Origin of the sequence: Flavobacterium sp. N502536, from assembly GCF_025947345.1 — a bacterium.
GTDB lineage: Bacteria > Bacteroidota > Bacteroidia > Flavobacteriales > Flavobacteriaceae > Flavobacterium.
On the sequence record NZ_CP110011.1, the window covers coordinates 745,278 to 760,440 of the forward strand.

A 15,163-nucleotide genomic window follows, 5' to 3' on the forward strand; every position below is an offset into this window, starting at 1 on the left:
TTTGTAAATCGAACCGCAAATATAAAAATATTATATCATTGGTTGAATTAAATCGTATTTAAAATATAAAAATGTAATTTAAAAATAAGGAAATTATTACACTTCCTTCTTGTTTTTATAATGTTTAAAAACGCCATTTAAGATAACTGTAATTACGATTATCAGGGCGCCAATATAAAATTCTGTACTCATTTTTTCTTTCCCGCCAAGGATAAAATAGGCCAGTACAATTCCGTAAACCGGCTCTAAATTAGTCGTTAACATCACCGTATAGGGAGTTAATTTCTGCATCACTTTCACCGAAGCTGTAAAGGCATATGCCGTACAAACCGAAGCCAAAAGAAGCAACAGACCCCAGTTATTTAGTGACATGGTAAAAAAGTCAGCATTGAATTTTCCCTGTACTAAAAAATAAATTGAAATAAAGAAAACTCCCGCAGCAAACTCATAAAAGGTAATTACCGAAGGATCGTGTTCTGTGATTAATTTTCCGTTCATTAACGTAAACAAAACTCCCAGTATGATAGCTGCCAATGCATAATACATGCCGTGCAGGTACTTCACCTCTACCTTCATAATTAGCGCTAAACCGGCAATAATAATCAATCCGAAGAAAACCTCGTAGAATAAAATCTTTCTTCCGTAGAAAAGCGGCTCTAACAGCGAAGCAAAAAATGCTCCTAACGAAAATATCGAGAGGGTTATGGAAACATTGGATACATGAATGGCTCTAAAAAAGAAAATCCAGTGAAGGGCAATCAGCAGTCCGACAAAAATAAGCTTTGCGAAAGAGGTAGCTGAGATGACAAACGATTGTTTCTTGTATACAATAAAAGCGGCCAGAAAAACTCCTGCAAGAAGCATTCTGAACCAAACCAAATTTTCGGCATCAATGGTTATTAAAGCACCAAGAATGGCCGTAAAACCCCAGATAAAAACAATTAAATGAAGATTTAAATAACTTTTTAAATTATCGTTTCGCATTACGTAGTAGGTAAATCGCTAAAATTCCAAAAACAATATTCGGAAACCAAACAGCAAATAAAGGTGAGAAGGTAGATTTTTCGGCAAGTGTTCCAAATATTTTATCAAAAAACACAAAGGCGAAGGCTATTGCAATTCCGATTGCCAAATTGGTTCCCATACCACCGCGACGTTTCATTGCCGAAACTGCCACAGCAATAATCGTAAGGATAAAAGCAGAAACGGGTACACTGTATTTTTTATACAGTACAACTAAATAGGTATTAATATTTCCAGAACCTCTTTTACGTTCTTTCTCAATAAAATCAATCAGTTTGCCCAATGGAAGAGTCTCTGCAATGTAAACTACCGGAGTTAAATCGGCCAGCTCAAATTTGAAAGCCACCCTTTTTTCCGGACTTTTTTCAACCTGATCATTTAATTCTCCGAGCGTTCTTTTGGTATAATCGTACAAATTATAGGTCTTTGTTTTAGGATCCCATTTGATACGGCTGGCAGTAATTTTATACGTTAACTTTTCACCTTCAAAATGCTCTAATGTAAAATTAAAAGCCGTTTTAGACTCTTCATTAAAGCTATTGACAAAAATAAAATCGTTGTCGTTAATTTGTCGGTATACGTTTGTATTATTACCCAGCATTTCTACTTTTCCATTCCCCTTTAAATAGGTATACCTAAAGTTATTGAACCCTTCGCTGGCGGCAGGAACAATAAAAAACCCCATTAAAAGCACAAAAATCGAAACGATTGAAGCACCAATAATATAAGGTCTTAAGAAACGTGAAAACGAAATTCCGGAACTTAAAACTGCAATAATCTCTGTATTATTGGCCAGTTTTGAAGTAAACCAAATTACCGACAAAAACAAAAATATCGGAAACAGAGAATTCGCAAAATATACCGTAAAATTGTAATAATAGATCGCAATTGCGGTAAACGGAATTTTATTTTCCAACATCTTATTCACCTTTTCAGAGACGTCAATCACAATCCCAATCGGAATAAATAACAAGATCATCACCGAAAATGTGGCTAAATATCTTTTTAAAATATACTTATCTATTATCGTTAACATAGCAAAGTTTAATCGATTATTTGCTTAACCGTTTAACCGAATAAACGATTAAACAAATCAACTTTTTTTATAGTCTTTGACTCATATTTTTAACCATCATTTCTTTCCATGGTCTAAAATCGCCAGCTAAGATATGCTTTCTTGCTTCACGAACCAACCACATATAAAACCCAAGGTTATGAATCGTTGCAATTTGTTTTCCTAAATATTCATTAGCGGCAAATAGGTGACGCAAATAGGCTTTTGTATACTCGGTATCCACAAAGGTATGCCCCATTTCATCAATAGGTGAAAAATCAGCTTCCCATTTTTTATTTTTGATGTTGATGGTTCCGTTTGCTGTAAACAACATACCATTTCTGGCATTACGGGTTGGCATCACACAATCGAACATATCAATTCCCAAAGCAATATTCTCCAAGATATTAATCGGAGTTCCAACTCCCATTAAGTAACGCGGTTTATCTTCGGGTAAAATTTCACAAACCACTTCGGTCATGGCGTACATTTCTTCTGCAGGCTCTCCTACAGACAAACCTCCAATAGCATTTCCTTGTTGTCCTGCATTTGCAATATACTCTGCCGACTGACGACGTAAATCTTTATAAGTACTTCCCTGAACAATTGGGAAAAAGGTCTGCTCGTATCCATATTTATAAGGCACTTTGTCCAAATGGTTGATACAACGATCTAACCAACGGTGTGTCATGTGCATCGAACGTTGTGCATATCTGTAATCACATGGGTAAGGTGTACATTCATCAAAAGCCATAATGATATCGGCTCCAATGGTACGCTGAATTTCCATTACACTTTCCGGTGAAAAAAAGTGATACGAACCATCAATATGTGATTTAAACTTTACTCCTTCTTCTTTAATTTTTCTGTTATTAGAAAGTGAATACACCTGATATCCACCTGAATCAGTCAAAATATTACGATCCCAATTCATAAATTTATGCAATCCGCCTGCTTTTTCAAGAATTTCAGTCTGCGGACGTAAATACAAGTGGTAGGTATTTCCAAGAATAATATCCGGATTGATATCCTCTTTAAGTTCGCGCTGGTGTACCCCTTTAACAGAAGCCACTGTACCAACAGGCATAAAAATAGGCGTTTCAATTACGCCGTGATCTGTAGTAATACTTCCCGCTCTCGCTTTAGATTGCGGATCTTTTTGTAATAAATCAAACTTCATCTGTTTCTTTTTTCAGTCGGCAAAGATAGGCTAATTTCAGGAAATTCTAAGTAGTTAATTAGGTAATTAGATAATTAGTCAATTTGATAATGAATGTAGGGCTGATGCTTACTCTTTACACCCGAACCTGAAACCTGAAACCTGAAACCTGAAACCTGAAACTTGGAATTTGGATTTTGGAATTTGGAATTTGGAATTTGGGACTTACAACTAATCTACTTTCCATTCACAGCACAAAAAAACATCCCAATTCAGCAAAAAAACTTAAATTTGGTAAAAACCGCAGACCAAAAAATCTGCGAATTTGTGTGACGAAAAAATAAAACAAACAAATGAATTTAGCTCAAAAACTTGGATATCCTGAAAACACCAAACTGTTAATCATTCATGCCGACGATGCGGGTTTATCGCATTCTGAAAATCAGGCCACGATACAAACACTCCAAAACGGCTTCGTAAACTCCTATAGCATCATGACACCCTGTCCGTGGTTTTTCGAAATGGCGAACTTCGCCAAAAACAATCCGCAATATGACTGTGGTGTACATCTCACACTTACCTGTGAGTGGGAAAATTACAAATTCGGTCCGGTTCTTCCGCTTTCAGAAGTTCCAAGTTTAACCGATGCAAACGGTCATTTCTATAAATCCAGAGCTGATTTTAAAAATCATGCAAAACCATCAGAAATCAAAAAAGAACTTACGGCTCAAATCGAAAGAGCCTTGCAATTCGGAATACAACCCACCCACCTGGACTCGCACATGTGTAGTATTGGCGTAACTCCTGAGATTTTAGAAATCTACAAAGAACTCGGACGCCAATACAAGCTACCGGTTTTCATCAACCAGCAATTTGTTGAATCCATTCGTCTATCTGACGAAGAATACAATTTCGGAGATATGCTTTTGACCGATAATCTTTTGATTGGGTATTTTAGCGACTTTGAAAAAGGCGAATTAAGAAACTCATACATCAAAGCCTTAGACAATGCGATCCCGGGTTTAAATGTATTCTTGCTGCATCCCGCTTTTGACGACTTTGAAATGCAGGGTATCACCGTAAACCATCCTAATTTTGGCTCGGCCTGGCGTCAAATCGACTTTGACTTTTTCACCAGCGAAGAATGTGGCCAAAAACTAAAAGAAAACAACATTCAATTGGTCACCTGGCGAGAGATTGGATTAATTAGATAATGAGTTAATTTGGTAATTAGTCAATTGTTTTCTTTGAATTCCTACAAACCCTGATGACACACAAAACAGGCTTTAAAATTATGGCCCTGCCTCTTTTTGGCTTTATAAAATCAAAACAATTCTGTTTTTCTCTATGCTGATACCAAAAAGAGCAATAATTTCGTCATTTAGTACAAACTAAACCAGAAAATCATTTGTCTCCCCGCAAAATAAAAATTACTTTTGCACCAGTTTAACTTTTACACATAAAATGAAGCCTAACACACAACAATTAAGCGATTTAACTATCCAAGTAAGAAGAGACATTCTTCGAATGGTACATGCTGTCAACTCAGGTCACCCAGGTGGTTCATTAGGTTGTACTGAATTTTTGGTAACACTGTACCAAAACATTATGGAGCGTAAAGAAGGTTTTGATATGGACGGAATTGGAGAGGACATTTTCTTCCTTTCAAACGGACATATTTCTCCTGTTTTTTATAGCGTACTAGCACGTAGCGGTTATTTCCCTGTTTCAGAACTTGCCACTTTTAGATTACTAAACTCCCGTTTACAAGGACATCCAACAACTCACGAAGGATTACCTGGAATTCGTATGGCTTCTGGTTCATTAGGACAAGGTTTATCTGTAGCTCTTGGTGCAGCTCAGGCTAAAAAATTAAATGGCGACAATCATTTGATTTATTCTTTACATGGAGATGGTGAATTACAAGAAGGTCAAAACTGGGAGGCTATCATGTATGCTTCTGCTAAAAATGTAGACAACCTTATTGCAACTATCGACCTTAACGGAAAACAAATTGACGGAACAACTGACGAAGTTTTAGCAATGGGAAGCCTTCGCGCTAAATTCGAAGCTTTTGACTGGGACGTTCTTGAAATTAAAGAAGGAAACAATATCGATGCTATTATTGCCGGTTTAAACGAAGCTAAATCAAGAACAGGAAAAGGAAAACCAGTTTGTATTTTGTTATATACAGAAATGGGTAACGGAGTTGATTTTATGATGCACACACATGCATGGCATGGTAAAGCACCAAACAACGATCAGTTGGCAAGTGCTTTAGCTCAAAACACTTCAACTTTAGCAGATTATTAAAAAATGCTTTAAGCCTTAAGCAATAAGTTTTATGCCTATTGCCTACAGCCTACAGCCTATAGCAAAAAATAAATGAAAAAATATACAAATACAGGAAGTAAAGATACTCGTTCGGGTTTTGGAGCGGGAATGACTGAACTAGGTCAAAAAAACGAAAATGTTGTAGCCTTATGTGCGGATTTAATTGGATCATTAAAATTTGATGATTTCAAAAAAAATCACCCGGAGCGTTTTTTCCAAATTGGTATTGCTGAAGCAAATATGATTGGTATTGCTGCAGGTTTAACAATTGGAGGAAAAATTCCTTTCACAGGAACTTTTGCTAACTTCTCTACAGGAAGAGTTTACGATCAAATTCGTCAATCAGTTGCTTACTCTGATAAAAATGTAAAAATTTGTGCTTCTCACGCTGGTTTAACACTAGGTGAAGACGGAGCAACACACCAAATCCTTGAGGATATTGGATTAATGAAAATGTTACCGGGAATGACTGTAATCAATACTTGCGATTACAATCAAACTAAAGCGGCTACTTTAGCATTGGCAGATCACCATGGCCCTGCTTACTTGCGTTTTGGACGTCCGGTTGTACCTAACTTTACACCTGCTGATGAGCCTTTCGTAATTGGAAAAGCAATTTTATTAAACGAAGGAACTGATGTTACCATTGTTGCAACAGGACACTTAGTTTGGGAAGCTCTTATCGCTGCCGAAGCTCTTGAAGCAAAAGGAATCTCTGCTGAAGTAATCAACATCCACACTATTAAACCACTTGATGAAGAAGCTATTCTAAAATCATTGGCCAAAACAAAATGCGTGGTAACTGCAGAAGAGCACAACATTCTTGGAGGTCTTGGAGAAAGCGTTTCAAGAGTATTAGCTTTAAACAATCCTGCACCACAAGAATTTGTAGCTGTTAACGATAGTTTTGGTGAGTCTGGAACTCCAGAGCAACTAATGGAAAAATACAAATTGAACAACCAGGCGATTGTTGAAGCTGTAGAAAGAGTAATCAAAAGAAAATAAAATCAATTTTCTTACCGTATAAAAAAACCTCGAAAATTACTTTTCGAGGTTTTTTGTTTTAGTACGCAGGCTTGCGAAGAAAGAAGAAAGAGTAGCCGAAACTTTGGCAAAGTAGAATACCCGCAAGACGCTAAGTTTTTTCTCCACATATAAAAAAAATCTGTAACCCGAGCGATAGCGAATTGGCAAAGCAAATTTACAAGGAACAAAATTTTTAAGCCCTGCTAATCTGCAAACCTGAACACATAAAACACTAGTTGTTAACCATAAAAAAACCCCGAAATCACTTTCGAGGTTTTCATTTATTTATTGCAAACTAAAATTTAATTCTGCTTATAAGGATACGTTTTATCCAAATGAATTTTTAATCTTGGTTTATCTGTATAATCCGCTTCTATGTATTTTCTTGAATTGGTATACGATTCCGGTTTACCAGGATCTGCAAGCGCTCCAGTTGGTCTTCTCGGAATACCTCTTGGCTCGGTTTCATCTACGTTAGGAGTTAACGGATTGTCTACAAGCGGCTCCCAAGGATAATATTTACTTACACCATAATTAATACCATTTACGATACCTACTTCACCCGCAGGTTTTGTAATCTCAAATCGGGTTGTAAAACCATCTCCATCATCGTCAAAATCAAGGAAATCAGAAATTCCGTCACCATCCGAATCATCTACTAATCCACCCGGTGGATTTGGGTATTTTGTTTTGTTAATATTGTAATCGTACAAATAGCCGTCTCCATTAATATCTTCTAAATAATCAGGAACACCATCACCTACTATAGTTCTGTCACCTGTAGCCGGAGAAATACTAGACTCATTATCCATTCTTTGAAGATCGTATAATTTAACACTAAAAACGATAGGAGTGTAAGCCGGAATAGCGTCACTAACTCTCTCGTAATAAGCCAGTCCTGAAGGCAAAAACATAACTCCTGCTCCAAAACCACTATAGGTAATAACTCCATTAGCATCTGTACTTGAAGTACCCGTCTTAAACTTTGGAAAAATCTCCGACCAACCTTCGATCACTGTCTTCTCAGGGGCATATGGAAACAAATTAAAATCTTTCTGGAAATTATTCGAAGTATCAAAAACCTTATTACTCAACAAAGTCCCTGTATAAGAACACACAATTCGATCTGTATTGGTTGGCGCACTTCCAGTTCCTTCTCTTAAAACCAAATAATACACATTATAAGTGATGTCATTACTATAGACCGGTCTTGTTTTTAAAGCATAGGTTTTTTGATCCCAAATCGAAACATTTCCGTCACCGGCAACTATTTTTTTGATCACCACATCCTGATCTTCCGGAGTTCCAGGACTGTTGACAACCGTCATATAATTGGTCTTTAAAAATTTGACAATAGAATCATTATCAGCTTTATATTGCGTTGCATAATCTCTTAACGGAACCGTCACCACCTCATCATCATCCTTTTTACTACAAGAAACGAACGAAATACCCGCAAGCAATAAAATAAAATAATATTTAAATTTATTCATTATTGTTAATTTTTTAGGTGCGCAAGATACAATATTGATTTATTTTTGTAAAGATTTTAACTTTGATTTTAGAAAAATTATGAGAATAGACAAATACCTCTGGTGCGTGCGATATTACAAGACCAGAAACATGGTTACGGAAGCCTGCAAAAAAAACCATATCACTGTAAATGGACAAGTTGCAAAGCCATCCAAAGAGGTTTTTCCTACTGACAGAATCACCTTTAGAAAAGATCAGATTACACAAATTATAACCGTGCTCGACATTCCTGAAAACCGTGTTGGCGCAAAACTGGTTGACATTTATCGAAAAAACGAAACTCCTCCTGAAGCTTATGCGCATCTGGAATTGCTAAAACTATCCAAAGAACACTATCGCAAAAGCGGTACCGGGCGACCTACCAAAAAAGACCGTCGTGATATTGACGAATACGGCAATGAGATTTTTGACGAGGAAGAGGAAGTTTAATTTTCAAATCCCAAAATCCAAATCCCAAAACTTAAATTCCAAATTCCAAAACTTACGTATGTAAAAATTTAAAACCTCAACACTATAATTTTAAAATTCCTTTCTGAACTTTGGATTTTGGGATTTGAAAATTGGATTTTAAATTAGTTATATTAGCAAAAAAAATAAATCATGAGCAAAAACATCATCTTAACCAATCAGGAAATCGAACACAAAATAAAACGTATCGCTTATCAGATATATGAAACTTTTGTTGATGAAGACGAAGTTGTAATTGCCGGAATCGCTTCAAACGGTTCTGTTTTTGCTCAAAAGCTTGCTTCGGCCTTAGCCAGTATTTCAACACTTAAAGTTTCTCTTTGCGAAGTTAAAGTTGACAAACAAAATCCGCAGTTGCCTATCACTACGTCATTAACCAAAGAAGAGTACGAGAACAAAGGCTTGGTACTGGTTGACGATGTCTTAAATTCGGGCACTACTTTAATATATGCTGTTCGTCATTTCTTAGACGTTCCGCTTAAAAAATTCAAAACAGCAGTGCTGGTAGACAGAAACCACAAAAAGTATCCTGTAAAAGCTGATTTTAAAGGAATCTCTCTGTCCACTTCTTTACTAGAGCATGTGCAGGTCGTTTTTGATGAAAACGGCGACAACTATGCCTTCTTAAGCTAAAATTGCTAAAATATCCTGAACCGTTTCTTCGACAGTCTTATCATCAACTGTAACTTTATATTGTGCCTGGTTGTAATAATAGCTTCTGTCGAATAAATGTTTCGCGATAAACTCTTTCATTTCCTCTTCATTCATATCCGCAATTAACGGGCGTTTGCTTTTATTATGAATCAATCTTCCGTACAAAGTCTCTATCGAAGCCTTTAAATATATAGAAACCACACCATCACCTTTTAGCAATTCATGGTTATTGGCATAACAAGGTGTCCCTCCGCCTAAACCTATAATACTATTTTCGGAAGACTGGAGCAATTCTACAAACATTTCGTGTTCTAATTTTCTAAAATAAATCTCCCCATGCTGCTCGAAAATCTCATTTATGGATAAATTGACTCTATTTTCGATACATTTGTCTAAATCCAGAAACGGAATATTTGTAATTTTTGACATATTTTGGGCAATCGTTGACTTCCCGCAACCCATATATCCTAACAATACGATTTTTTTCATTTTAATAATACCTTATAAACTAAGAGGTTGTAAATTTTGATTAAAAAAAGACAAATTTATAATAAATAAGCTTGGAAATAATAAAAAAAACTTCTTATATTTGCACCCGCGTTCAAGAAGCGAAAATGACTCGATAGCTCAGTTGGTAGAGCACATCACTTTTAATGATGGGGTCCTGGGTTCGAGCCCCAGTCGGGTCACAAACTGTGATTCACAATTTAAGTTTCTTGATAGCATTGACTCGATAGCTCAGTCGGTAGAGCACATCACTTTTAATGATGGGGTCCTGGGTTCGAGCCCCAGTCGGGTCACAAAGGTCGAGTATTAATTTACTTGACCTTTTTTAATTTTCGGCCATGTGGAGAAACGGTAGACTCGCCATCTTGAGGGGGTGGTGCTCGCAAGGGCGTGAGGGTTCAAATCCCTCCATGGTCACTTTAAAAAGCGCAAACCTGTACATACAAAGGTTTGCGCTTTTTTTATTGCGGTATTTCCCGACTTCTGCCTGACAGTTTTAGTAAGTGAAACCTATATTTCACATGATCTGTTTTTCTTTTTTATCTAACCCTCAAAAACAACCACTACACACTTACAACCAATTGTTTACCAAACAATAGCAAATATTACAATACGAATTTCCGCTGTTTGTTTAACTCTACTTTTGTTCAGAATTTACCAAAATTCACAGCATCTAACGGATTAAAAACAAACAATTAACAAATGAAACCCCATAGTAATGACACTTATTCAGGAGTTAAACCTTTCTTATTCTTCCCTCCCCTGTTTATCTTAGCCGCACTTATTTTATTTCTGTACAACAAAGACGCTTTGTGTATTACTAAATACATACAGATTCAAAAAGACAGTTTCTTTTTTATCAATCATCATTTGGGACAATATCCAAATCTAATATACAACCTGACCCAGTTTGGAGACTGTTTGGTTTTTTCTTCTTTCATAAGCATTTTAATTGTGTACACTCCTAAAATATGGGAATCTCTACTATCAACCCTAATAGTCACTTTGATATTCTCCTGCCTGCTTAAACACCTATTTGCCGTTCCAAGACCTGCAGCAGTATTTGACAATACCAGTTTTTTCATCACAGGAAAAGCAATTTGCGCCCACAATAGTTTACCATCTGGACATTCCATCACAATTTTTGCGACACTCACTATTTTAATGTTTCCATTTGCACCCAAAGATTTGAAATGTAGAATTTTGTATTATTTCACCTTCATCATCTTAGGATCTGTTCTGGCTTTTACACGAATAGGAGTAGGCGCTCATTACCCGCTAGATGTGGTAATAGGTAGTATTATTGGATATATTTCAGGACTTCTTGGTATTTTTATCAGTAGAAGATATAACATTTGGACCTGGATTAATAATAAAAAATACTACCCCATTCTTATTCTTATATTTGTGATTTGCAGCATTCTATTAATCTGCAGAATAATTAATACTAATTTGATTATCTTTTACTTAGCCCTCATCAGTCTGGTCTTTTCATTATATAAACTTATTAGCCTTTATATTAAAAAATAATCTAAGGATATCACATTTTGTTTTACTAATGAGTGTCTGACTTTCTGTTCTTTCATTTACCATTTTACGACTATGTCTTTAACAATATCGACTATAAAAGCTCTAATGGCATCGTATTGATTATATGCTAAATTGTTCGAAAACGAACTGACGATAATCGCTCTATTCAAATGAAATCTAAGCCGGGGAACTCAAATACCATCCAAAATCTACAAATTTTCTACAAAACCATTCCAATTCTATACCGTCAAGATCACAAAAAAAGTTAGCCCCGTCAATACACTTCCTCTTTTTTCCCAGCTTACACCCTACGTTTCAACATGTTACTTCTTTATTAAATTTAAGTTAAGAGAAGCTATGAAATATCAAAAATAACTTCTTATATTTGCACCCGCGTTCAAGGAAAGAACATGACTCGATAGCTCAGTTGGTAGAGCACATCACTTTTAATGATGGGGTCCTGGGTTCGAGCCCCAGTCGGGTCACAAAAATTGTGATTTAACAAAATACTTTCCTTGATAGCATTGACTCGATAGCTCAGTTGGTAGAGCACATCACTTTTAATGATGGGGTCCTGGGTTCGAGCCCCAGTCGGGTCACAAAAGGTCAGGTATTCATTTACCTGACCTTTTTTTTATTTTCTTTGTTGTCGAGAAACGATAAAACTTCCGCCTAAACAATAAGCTCAATCATTTTCCGTTCGACAATCTAATGAAATCCTACTTTTCGCTACTGCTTACTTTTGTTCTCCCGTATTTTTGCATTGCGCAAACCGACACCACCTACATCAAACCTTTTGAAAACAAAGCTTCCGTAAGGACTTATTTGTCGATGAAATTCATTTCGCTGCAACAGGAAACCAATGGAGACATTAAAAAATTCATGCCCAATACACCGATGAACCTGGGTCTTGGTATCTCTATAAAAAACACCATAATCGATTTTAGTTACGGACAAGGCCTGAGTTTCATGAAAGACAAGGAAAAAGGAAGAACCAAAGCACTCGATTTTCAGATTCACAATTACGGACGAAAGTTCATCATTGATCTTTTCGTTCAAAAATATCGTGGTTTCTATATCGCCGACGATGCCGGCAAAAACGTACAATTATATCCTGATTTAAAAATCCAGCAATATGGAGCCTTTGGACAGTATGTTTTTAATAACAAAAAATTCTCGTACAAAGCTGCTTTTATGCAAAACGAAAAACAATTAAAATCAGCCGGAAGTTTCCTGCTTGGAGGAGGCGTTTATTTTTCGAAAATAAACTCTGATAGTTCTTTTGTATACAAATCTAAAAATGCATTGCGCAACTTTCAATTTGGCGTTAGTGGAGGTTATGCTTATACCTGGGCGATCAGCAAAAGATGGTATACGAGCGGATCGGCAACAATAGGCGTTAATGTTGGTACCGAAAGAATAAACGATTTTGGCAAACAAAGAATAGAAGTGTATCCCACCTTTTTCCCGAGAGTAGCCTTTGGATACAACAAGGAAAAATGGTCACTTGGCTTATCGTATATCAACAATGTCATATTCTCTTCTTTCTCAGACGACAACAAAAGCAACATTGGTTTGTCTTCGGGCAATTTCCAGATTGGTGCCATCTGGAGGTTAAACACCAACCCTTTTTCAAAAAGAGAGAAGTCAGAATAAAACAACCAGCATTCTTCTCCTGAAGATAAAAAACGAGCTCCAGCCCGAAGCTGCAATTTTTCCAAAAAGCCCCAACATCTACTTGCGATTTATCAAAAATTCCGCTACAGCCTCATAAGCCGGTAAAGAATATGGATCATTTGCAGCGTTACCCGCAACTGGGTTAGACGCAAAACGCACAATGACCATATCAGCTTTCGGATCGATGTAAATAACTTGTCCATGTACGCCACGTGCACAAAACGCTCCATGCGCATTATGAGTAATCCACCACATATTTCTATAACTCCATCCTTTTAAGAGAGAATATCCGGCCTTGGCAAACGCTTGTTTGTTACCCCCTTTTTTAATGTCGTCGATTGCCGCTTTAGAAATAATCTGCTGCTCACCCACTTTTCCATTGTTTAAAATGAGCTGACCAAAACGTGCCATATCTCTCAAACCAAGATTAAAACCACCTCCTGCAAAAGGCGTTCCAATCGCATCTACAGAAAAATATCCATCTTGCTCCACTCCTATTTTTCTCCATACTTTTTCAGACAGAACCTCAGCCACCGTTTTCCCGGTAACTCTGGCAATTATCCACCCCAAAACATCCGAATTAACGGTTTTATATCCAAAACTATCTCCGTGAAATCCTTTTTTCTTAACGGTTGGCAAATATTCATAATAGGTTTTGGCCCCAGTATAATCCTTAGGTTTTGGTAATGGATTTCCGGCTGCCGAAAACTTCCATATTTCGGCATCAGGATCTGCGTAGTCCTCGCTAAACTGTAGCGCATTAGTCATATCCATCACCTCTCTCACAGAAGCATCACCAAAGGCAGACTCTTTAAGTTCAGGAATATAATAGGAAACGGTTTTTGTTGTGTCGATCAAACCTTCTTTTGCCAATAGAATACCAAGTGTACCGGTAAACGATTTTGTAACCGACATGGCCGCATGCTGACCGTCTGCTGCTAAAGCTCCAAAGTACTTTTCGTATACAATTTTCCCGTGATGCATCACAATCACACCATCGGCATAGACTTTTTGCAAAGACTCTTCCCAAGTCATCGTTTTTGTTTCGCCCAAAGGAACAAACTTAATTTTATCAATATCTTTATTGCTGTTTTCTGCTAATGGTATTGCTGTACCCAATCCACGCGAAACATTTACGGTTGGCATAAACTGACGCATATGAGCCACACTCCATCGAAGAGCCGGAAACTGAAAAAAGCTTCCGTCCTCAAATCGCGGAATCTTATTATCCGGTGGCGGAAAACCTTTCATCCATCCCATCTTTACCGGATCACTCTGTGCCGCATCCGGATACTTTGTTTTTTCCTGAGCAGCGGCGCCGTTGCTCCACAAAACCATCAAACTAAATACTAATGGAGACAAAAAAAAGACTTGTTTCATATTATCATACTTTAATTAAAGAGTCGTAAAAAATCAAACAGAAGAAACATTATGTCCATCATTTCAGTTCGCAATAGAAAAACATAACGATTTACGCTAAGTTAAGAACTTAATTTCAAACAGCTTATGAATCACATCAAATAAGCAACATTGGTGAGTGTTTAAAACCTGTTGATTTTGCAAAAAAATAATGAATATTTCATAAAAGAACTTCTCCTACAAAACAAAAACTTTACTACATTCGTTTCCGAATTATTAACCTACTAACCTAATCCCAAATTGGTTTATGAAAAAATTTTTATTACTATCATTTCTTATGATCACTTGTGCTACCTGGGCACAATCAGCAACCGGCTATTTTGACAAGGCCATAAAAAAAGCCGAAGCAGGCAACACTAAAGGAGCAATTTCCGATTACACAAAAGCCATCAGCATGAATTCAAAATTTGTAGAGGCTTACCAAAATCGCGGTGTTGCAAAACTAAAACTCAACGACCTCAAGGGTGCCCTTGCTGATTTTAGCAAAACCATCGATCTTGACAGCATGAATGCCGATGCTTTTACCGGAAGAGCCAACGTGAACTACAAGTTAATGAATTTCAAAGAGGCTGTTGCAGACTGTACTTCCTCTCTGGGTTTGAACCCAAAAGATTATATCGCTTACAACCTGAGAGCTTTGGCTTACAACAAAATGGGCGACCAAAAAAATGCCTGCAAAGACTTCACAAAAGCAATTGAATTAGGCAGCCAGAGTGCTATCAAAAACAAAGCAACTTTTTGCAAATAGAGCATCCTTTCCAAACAATAAACACCAAAGC

The 15,163-nt window shown here is 36.8% G+C and carries 14 protein-coding genes and 5 tRNA genes; 13 read left to right on the forward strand and 6 right to left on the reverse strand.

All coding sequences use genetic code 11. The annotated features are described in order from the left end of the window. Positions 1-96 precede the first annotated feature (96 nt). The 3 genes from OLM61_RS03320 to tgt form a co-directional block, all read right to left on the reverse strand. The gene (locus tag OLM61_RS03320; RefSeq protein WP_264525090.1) at positions 97-984 is read right to left on the reverse strand and encodes a DMT family transporter; all 888 of its coding nucleotides are present in this window, start codon (positions 982-984) and stop codon (positions 97-99) included. Then, entirely contained in the window at positions 971-2,059 is a 1,089-nt protein-coding gene (locus OLM61_RS03325) for an LptF/LptG family permease (protein WP_264525091.1), read from the reverse strand. Before OLM61_RS03325 ends, OLM61_RS03320 begins: the two co-directional genes overlap by 14 nt. A 67-nt stretch (positions 2,060-2,126) precedes the next feature. Beyond that, positions 2,127-3,257, reverse strand: coding sequence for a tRNA guanosine(34) transglycosylase Tgt (gene tgt, locus OLM61_RS03330; RefSeq protein ID WP_041515562.1), 1,131 nt, complete (start codon positions 3,255-3,257; stop codon positions 2,127-2,129). 332 nt (positions 3,258-3,589) lie between these two features. Here tgt and OLM61_RS03335 point away from each other — a divergent pair, with 332 nt between their 5' ends. From OLM61_RS03335 to OLM61_RS03345, 3 genes are all read left to right on the forward strand, one after another. After that, positions 3,590-4,450 (forward strand): polysaccharide deacetylase family protein, encoded by an 861-nt coding sequence (locus OLM61_RS03335; RefSeq protein ID WP_264525092.1) that lies wholly within the window; start codon positions 3,590-3,592, stop codon positions 4,448-4,450. A gap of 250 nt (positions 4,451-4,700) precedes the next feature. Continuing rightward, entirely contained in the window at positions 4,701-5,549 is an 849-nt protein-coding gene (locus OLM61_RS03340) for a transketolase (RefSeq protein ID WP_264525093.1), read from the forward strand. A gap of 72 nt (positions 5,550-5,621) precedes the next feature. Continuing rightward, on the forward strand, positions 5,622-6,575 hold the full coding sequence (locus tag OLM61_RS03345) for a transketolase family protein (RefSeq protein WP_017498449.1): 954 nt from the start codon (positions 5,622-5,624) through the stop codon (positions 6,573-6,575). Positions 6,576-6,898: 323 nt separating this feature from the next. On the opposite strand, the gene OLM61_RS03350 is transcribed toward OLM61_RS03345, so the two are convergent. Beyond that, the gene (locus OLM61_RS03350; RefSeq protein ID WP_264525094.1) at positions 6,899-8,089 is read right to left on the reverse strand and encodes an FKBP-type peptidyl-prolyl cis-trans isomerase; all 1,191 of its coding nucleotides are present in this window, start codon (positions 8,087-8,089) and stop codon (positions 6,899-6,901) included. 79 nt (positions 8,090-8,168) lie between these two features. On the opposite strand from OLM61_RS03350, the gene OLM61_RS03355 reads away from it, so the two are divergent. Further along, positions 8,169-8,558, forward strand: coding sequence for an RNA-binding S4 domain-containing protein (locus OLM61_RS03355; protein WP_264525095.1), 390 nt, complete (start codon positions 8,169-8,171; stop codon positions 8,556-8,558). A 171-nt stretch (positions 8,559-8,729) separates the two neighbouring features. Beyond that, the gene (locus OLM61_RS03360; RefSeq protein WP_264525096.1) at positions 8,730-9,230 is read left to right on the forward strand and encodes a phosphoribosyltransferase domain-containing protein; all 501 of its coding nucleotides are present in this window, start codon (positions 8,730-8,732) and stop codon (positions 9,228-9,230) included. On the opposite strand, the gene OLM61_RS03365 is transcribed toward OLM61_RS03360, so the two are convergent. Next, positions 9,222-9,740, reverse strand: coding sequence for a shikimate kinase (locus OLM61_RS03365; RefSeq protein WP_264525097.1), 519 nt, complete (start codon positions 9,738-9,740; stop codon positions 9,222-9,224). The genes OLM61_RS03360 and OLM61_RS03365 overlap by 9 nt on opposite strands. 127 nt (positions 9,741-9,867) lie before the next feature. Here OLM61_RS03365 and OLM61_RS03370 point away from each other — a divergent pair. The 7 genes from OLM61_RS03370 (at position 9,868) to OLM61_RS03400 (ending at position 12,944) form a co-directional block, all read left to right on the forward strand. Continuing rightward, a tRNA-Lys gene (locus OLM61_RS03370) sits at positions 9,868-9,940 on the forward strand. A gap of 38 nt (positions 9,941-9,978) precedes the next feature. Next, positions 9,979-10,051: transfer RNA gene (locus OLM61_RS03375), tRNA-Lys, on the forward strand. Between the two features lie 41 nt (positions 10,052-10,092). After that, positions 10,093-10,175 (forward strand) — tRNA-Leu (locus tag OLM61_RS03380). Positions 10,176-10,460: 285 nt separating this feature from the next. Then, positions 10,461-11,288, forward strand: coding sequence for a phosphatase PAP2 family protein (locus OLM61_RS03385; protein WP_264525098.1), 828 nt, complete (start codon positions 10,461-10,463; stop codon positions 11,286-11,288). A gap of 412 nt (positions 11,289-11,700) precedes the next feature. Then, positions 11,701-11,773 (forward strand) — tRNA-Lys (locus OLM61_RS03390). Positions 11,774-11,814: 41 nt separating this feature from the next. Next, positions 11,815-11,887: transfer RNA gene (locus OLM61_RS03395), tRNA-Lys, on the forward strand. Positions 11,888-11,999: 112 nt separating this feature from the next. Continuing rightward, entirely contained in the window at positions 12,000-12,944 is a 945-nt protein-coding gene (locus tag OLM61_RS03400) for a DUF4421 domain-containing protein (RefSeq protein WP_264525099.1), read from the forward strand. Between the two features lie 78 nt (positions 12,945-13,022). On the opposite strand, the gene OLM61_RS03405 is transcribed toward OLM61_RS03400, so the two are convergent. Further along, complete coding sequence (locus OLM61_RS03405; protein WP_264525100.1) at positions 13,023-14,345, reverse strand: serine hydrolase domain-containing protein; 1,323 nt, start codon at positions 14,343-14,345, stop codon at positions 13,023-13,025. Positions 14,346-14,631: 286 nt separating this feature from the next. Here OLM61_RS03405 and OLM61_RS03410 point away from each other — a divergent pair, with 286 nt between their 5' ends. Continuing rightward, complete coding sequence (locus OLM61_RS03410) at positions 14,632-15,132, forward strand: tetratricopeptide repeat protein (protein WP_264525101.1); 501 nt, start codon at positions 14,632-14,634, stop codon at positions 15,130-15,132. The last annotated feature ends 31 nt before the right edge of the window (positions 15,133-15,163 follow it).

Bases quoted from the DNA above. Each gene is read 5' to 3' on its own strand.
- OLM61_RS03320 (WP_264525090.1), bottom strand. From the start codon at position 984: ATGCGAAACGATAATTTAAAAAGTTATTTAAATCTTCATTTAATTGTT.
- OLM61_RS03325 (WP_264525091.1), bottom strand. From the start codon at position 2,059: ATGTTAACGATAATAGATAAGTATATTTTAAAAAGATATTTAGCCACA.
- tgt (WP_041515562.1), bottom strand. From the start codon at position 3,257: ATGAAGTTTGATTTATTACAAAAAGATCCGCAATCTAAAGCGAGAGCG.
- OLM61_RS03335 (WP_264525092.1), top strand. From the start codon at position 3,590: ATGAATTTAGCTCAAAAACTTGGATATCCTGAAAACACCAAACTGTTA.
- OLM61_RS03340 (WP_264525093.1), top strand. From the start codon at position 4,701: ATGAAGCCTAACACACAACAATTAAGCGATTTAACTATCCAAGTAAGA.
- OLM61_RS03345 (WP_017498449.1), top strand. From the start codon at position 5,622: ATGAAAAAATATACAAATACAGGAAGTAAAGATACTCGTTCGGGTTTT.
- OLM61_RS03350 (WP_264525094.1), bottom strand. From the start codon at position 8,089: ATGAATAAATTTAAATATTATTTTATTTTATTGCTTGCGGGTATTTCG.
- OLM61_RS03355 (WP_264525095.1), top strand. From the start codon at position 8,169: ATGAGAATAGACAAATACCTCTGGTGCGTGCGATATTACAAGACCAGA.
- OLM61_RS03360 (WP_264525096.1), top strand. From the start codon at position 8,730: ATGAGCAAAAACATCATCTTAACCAATCAGGAAATCGAACACAAAATA.
- OLM61_RS03365 (WP_264525097.1), bottom strand. From the start codon at position 9,740: ATGAAAAAAATCGTATTGTTAGGATATATGGGTTGCGGGAAGTCAACG.
- OLM61_RS03385 (WP_264525098.1), top strand. From the start codon at position 10,461: ATGAAACCCCATAGTAATGACACTTATTCAGGAGTTAAACCTTTCTTA.
- OLM61_RS03400 (WP_264525099.1), top strand. From the start codon at position 12,000: ATGAAATCCTACTTTTCGCTACTGCTTACTTTTGTTCTCCCGTATTTT.
- OLM61_RS03405 (WP_264525100.1), bottom strand. From the start codon at position 14,345: ATGAAACAAGTCTTTTTTTTGTCTCCATTAGTATTTAGTTTGATGGTT.
- OLM61_RS03410 (WP_264525101.1), top strand. From the start codon at position 14,632: ATGAAAAAATTTTTATTACTATCATTTCTTATGATCACTTGTGCTACC.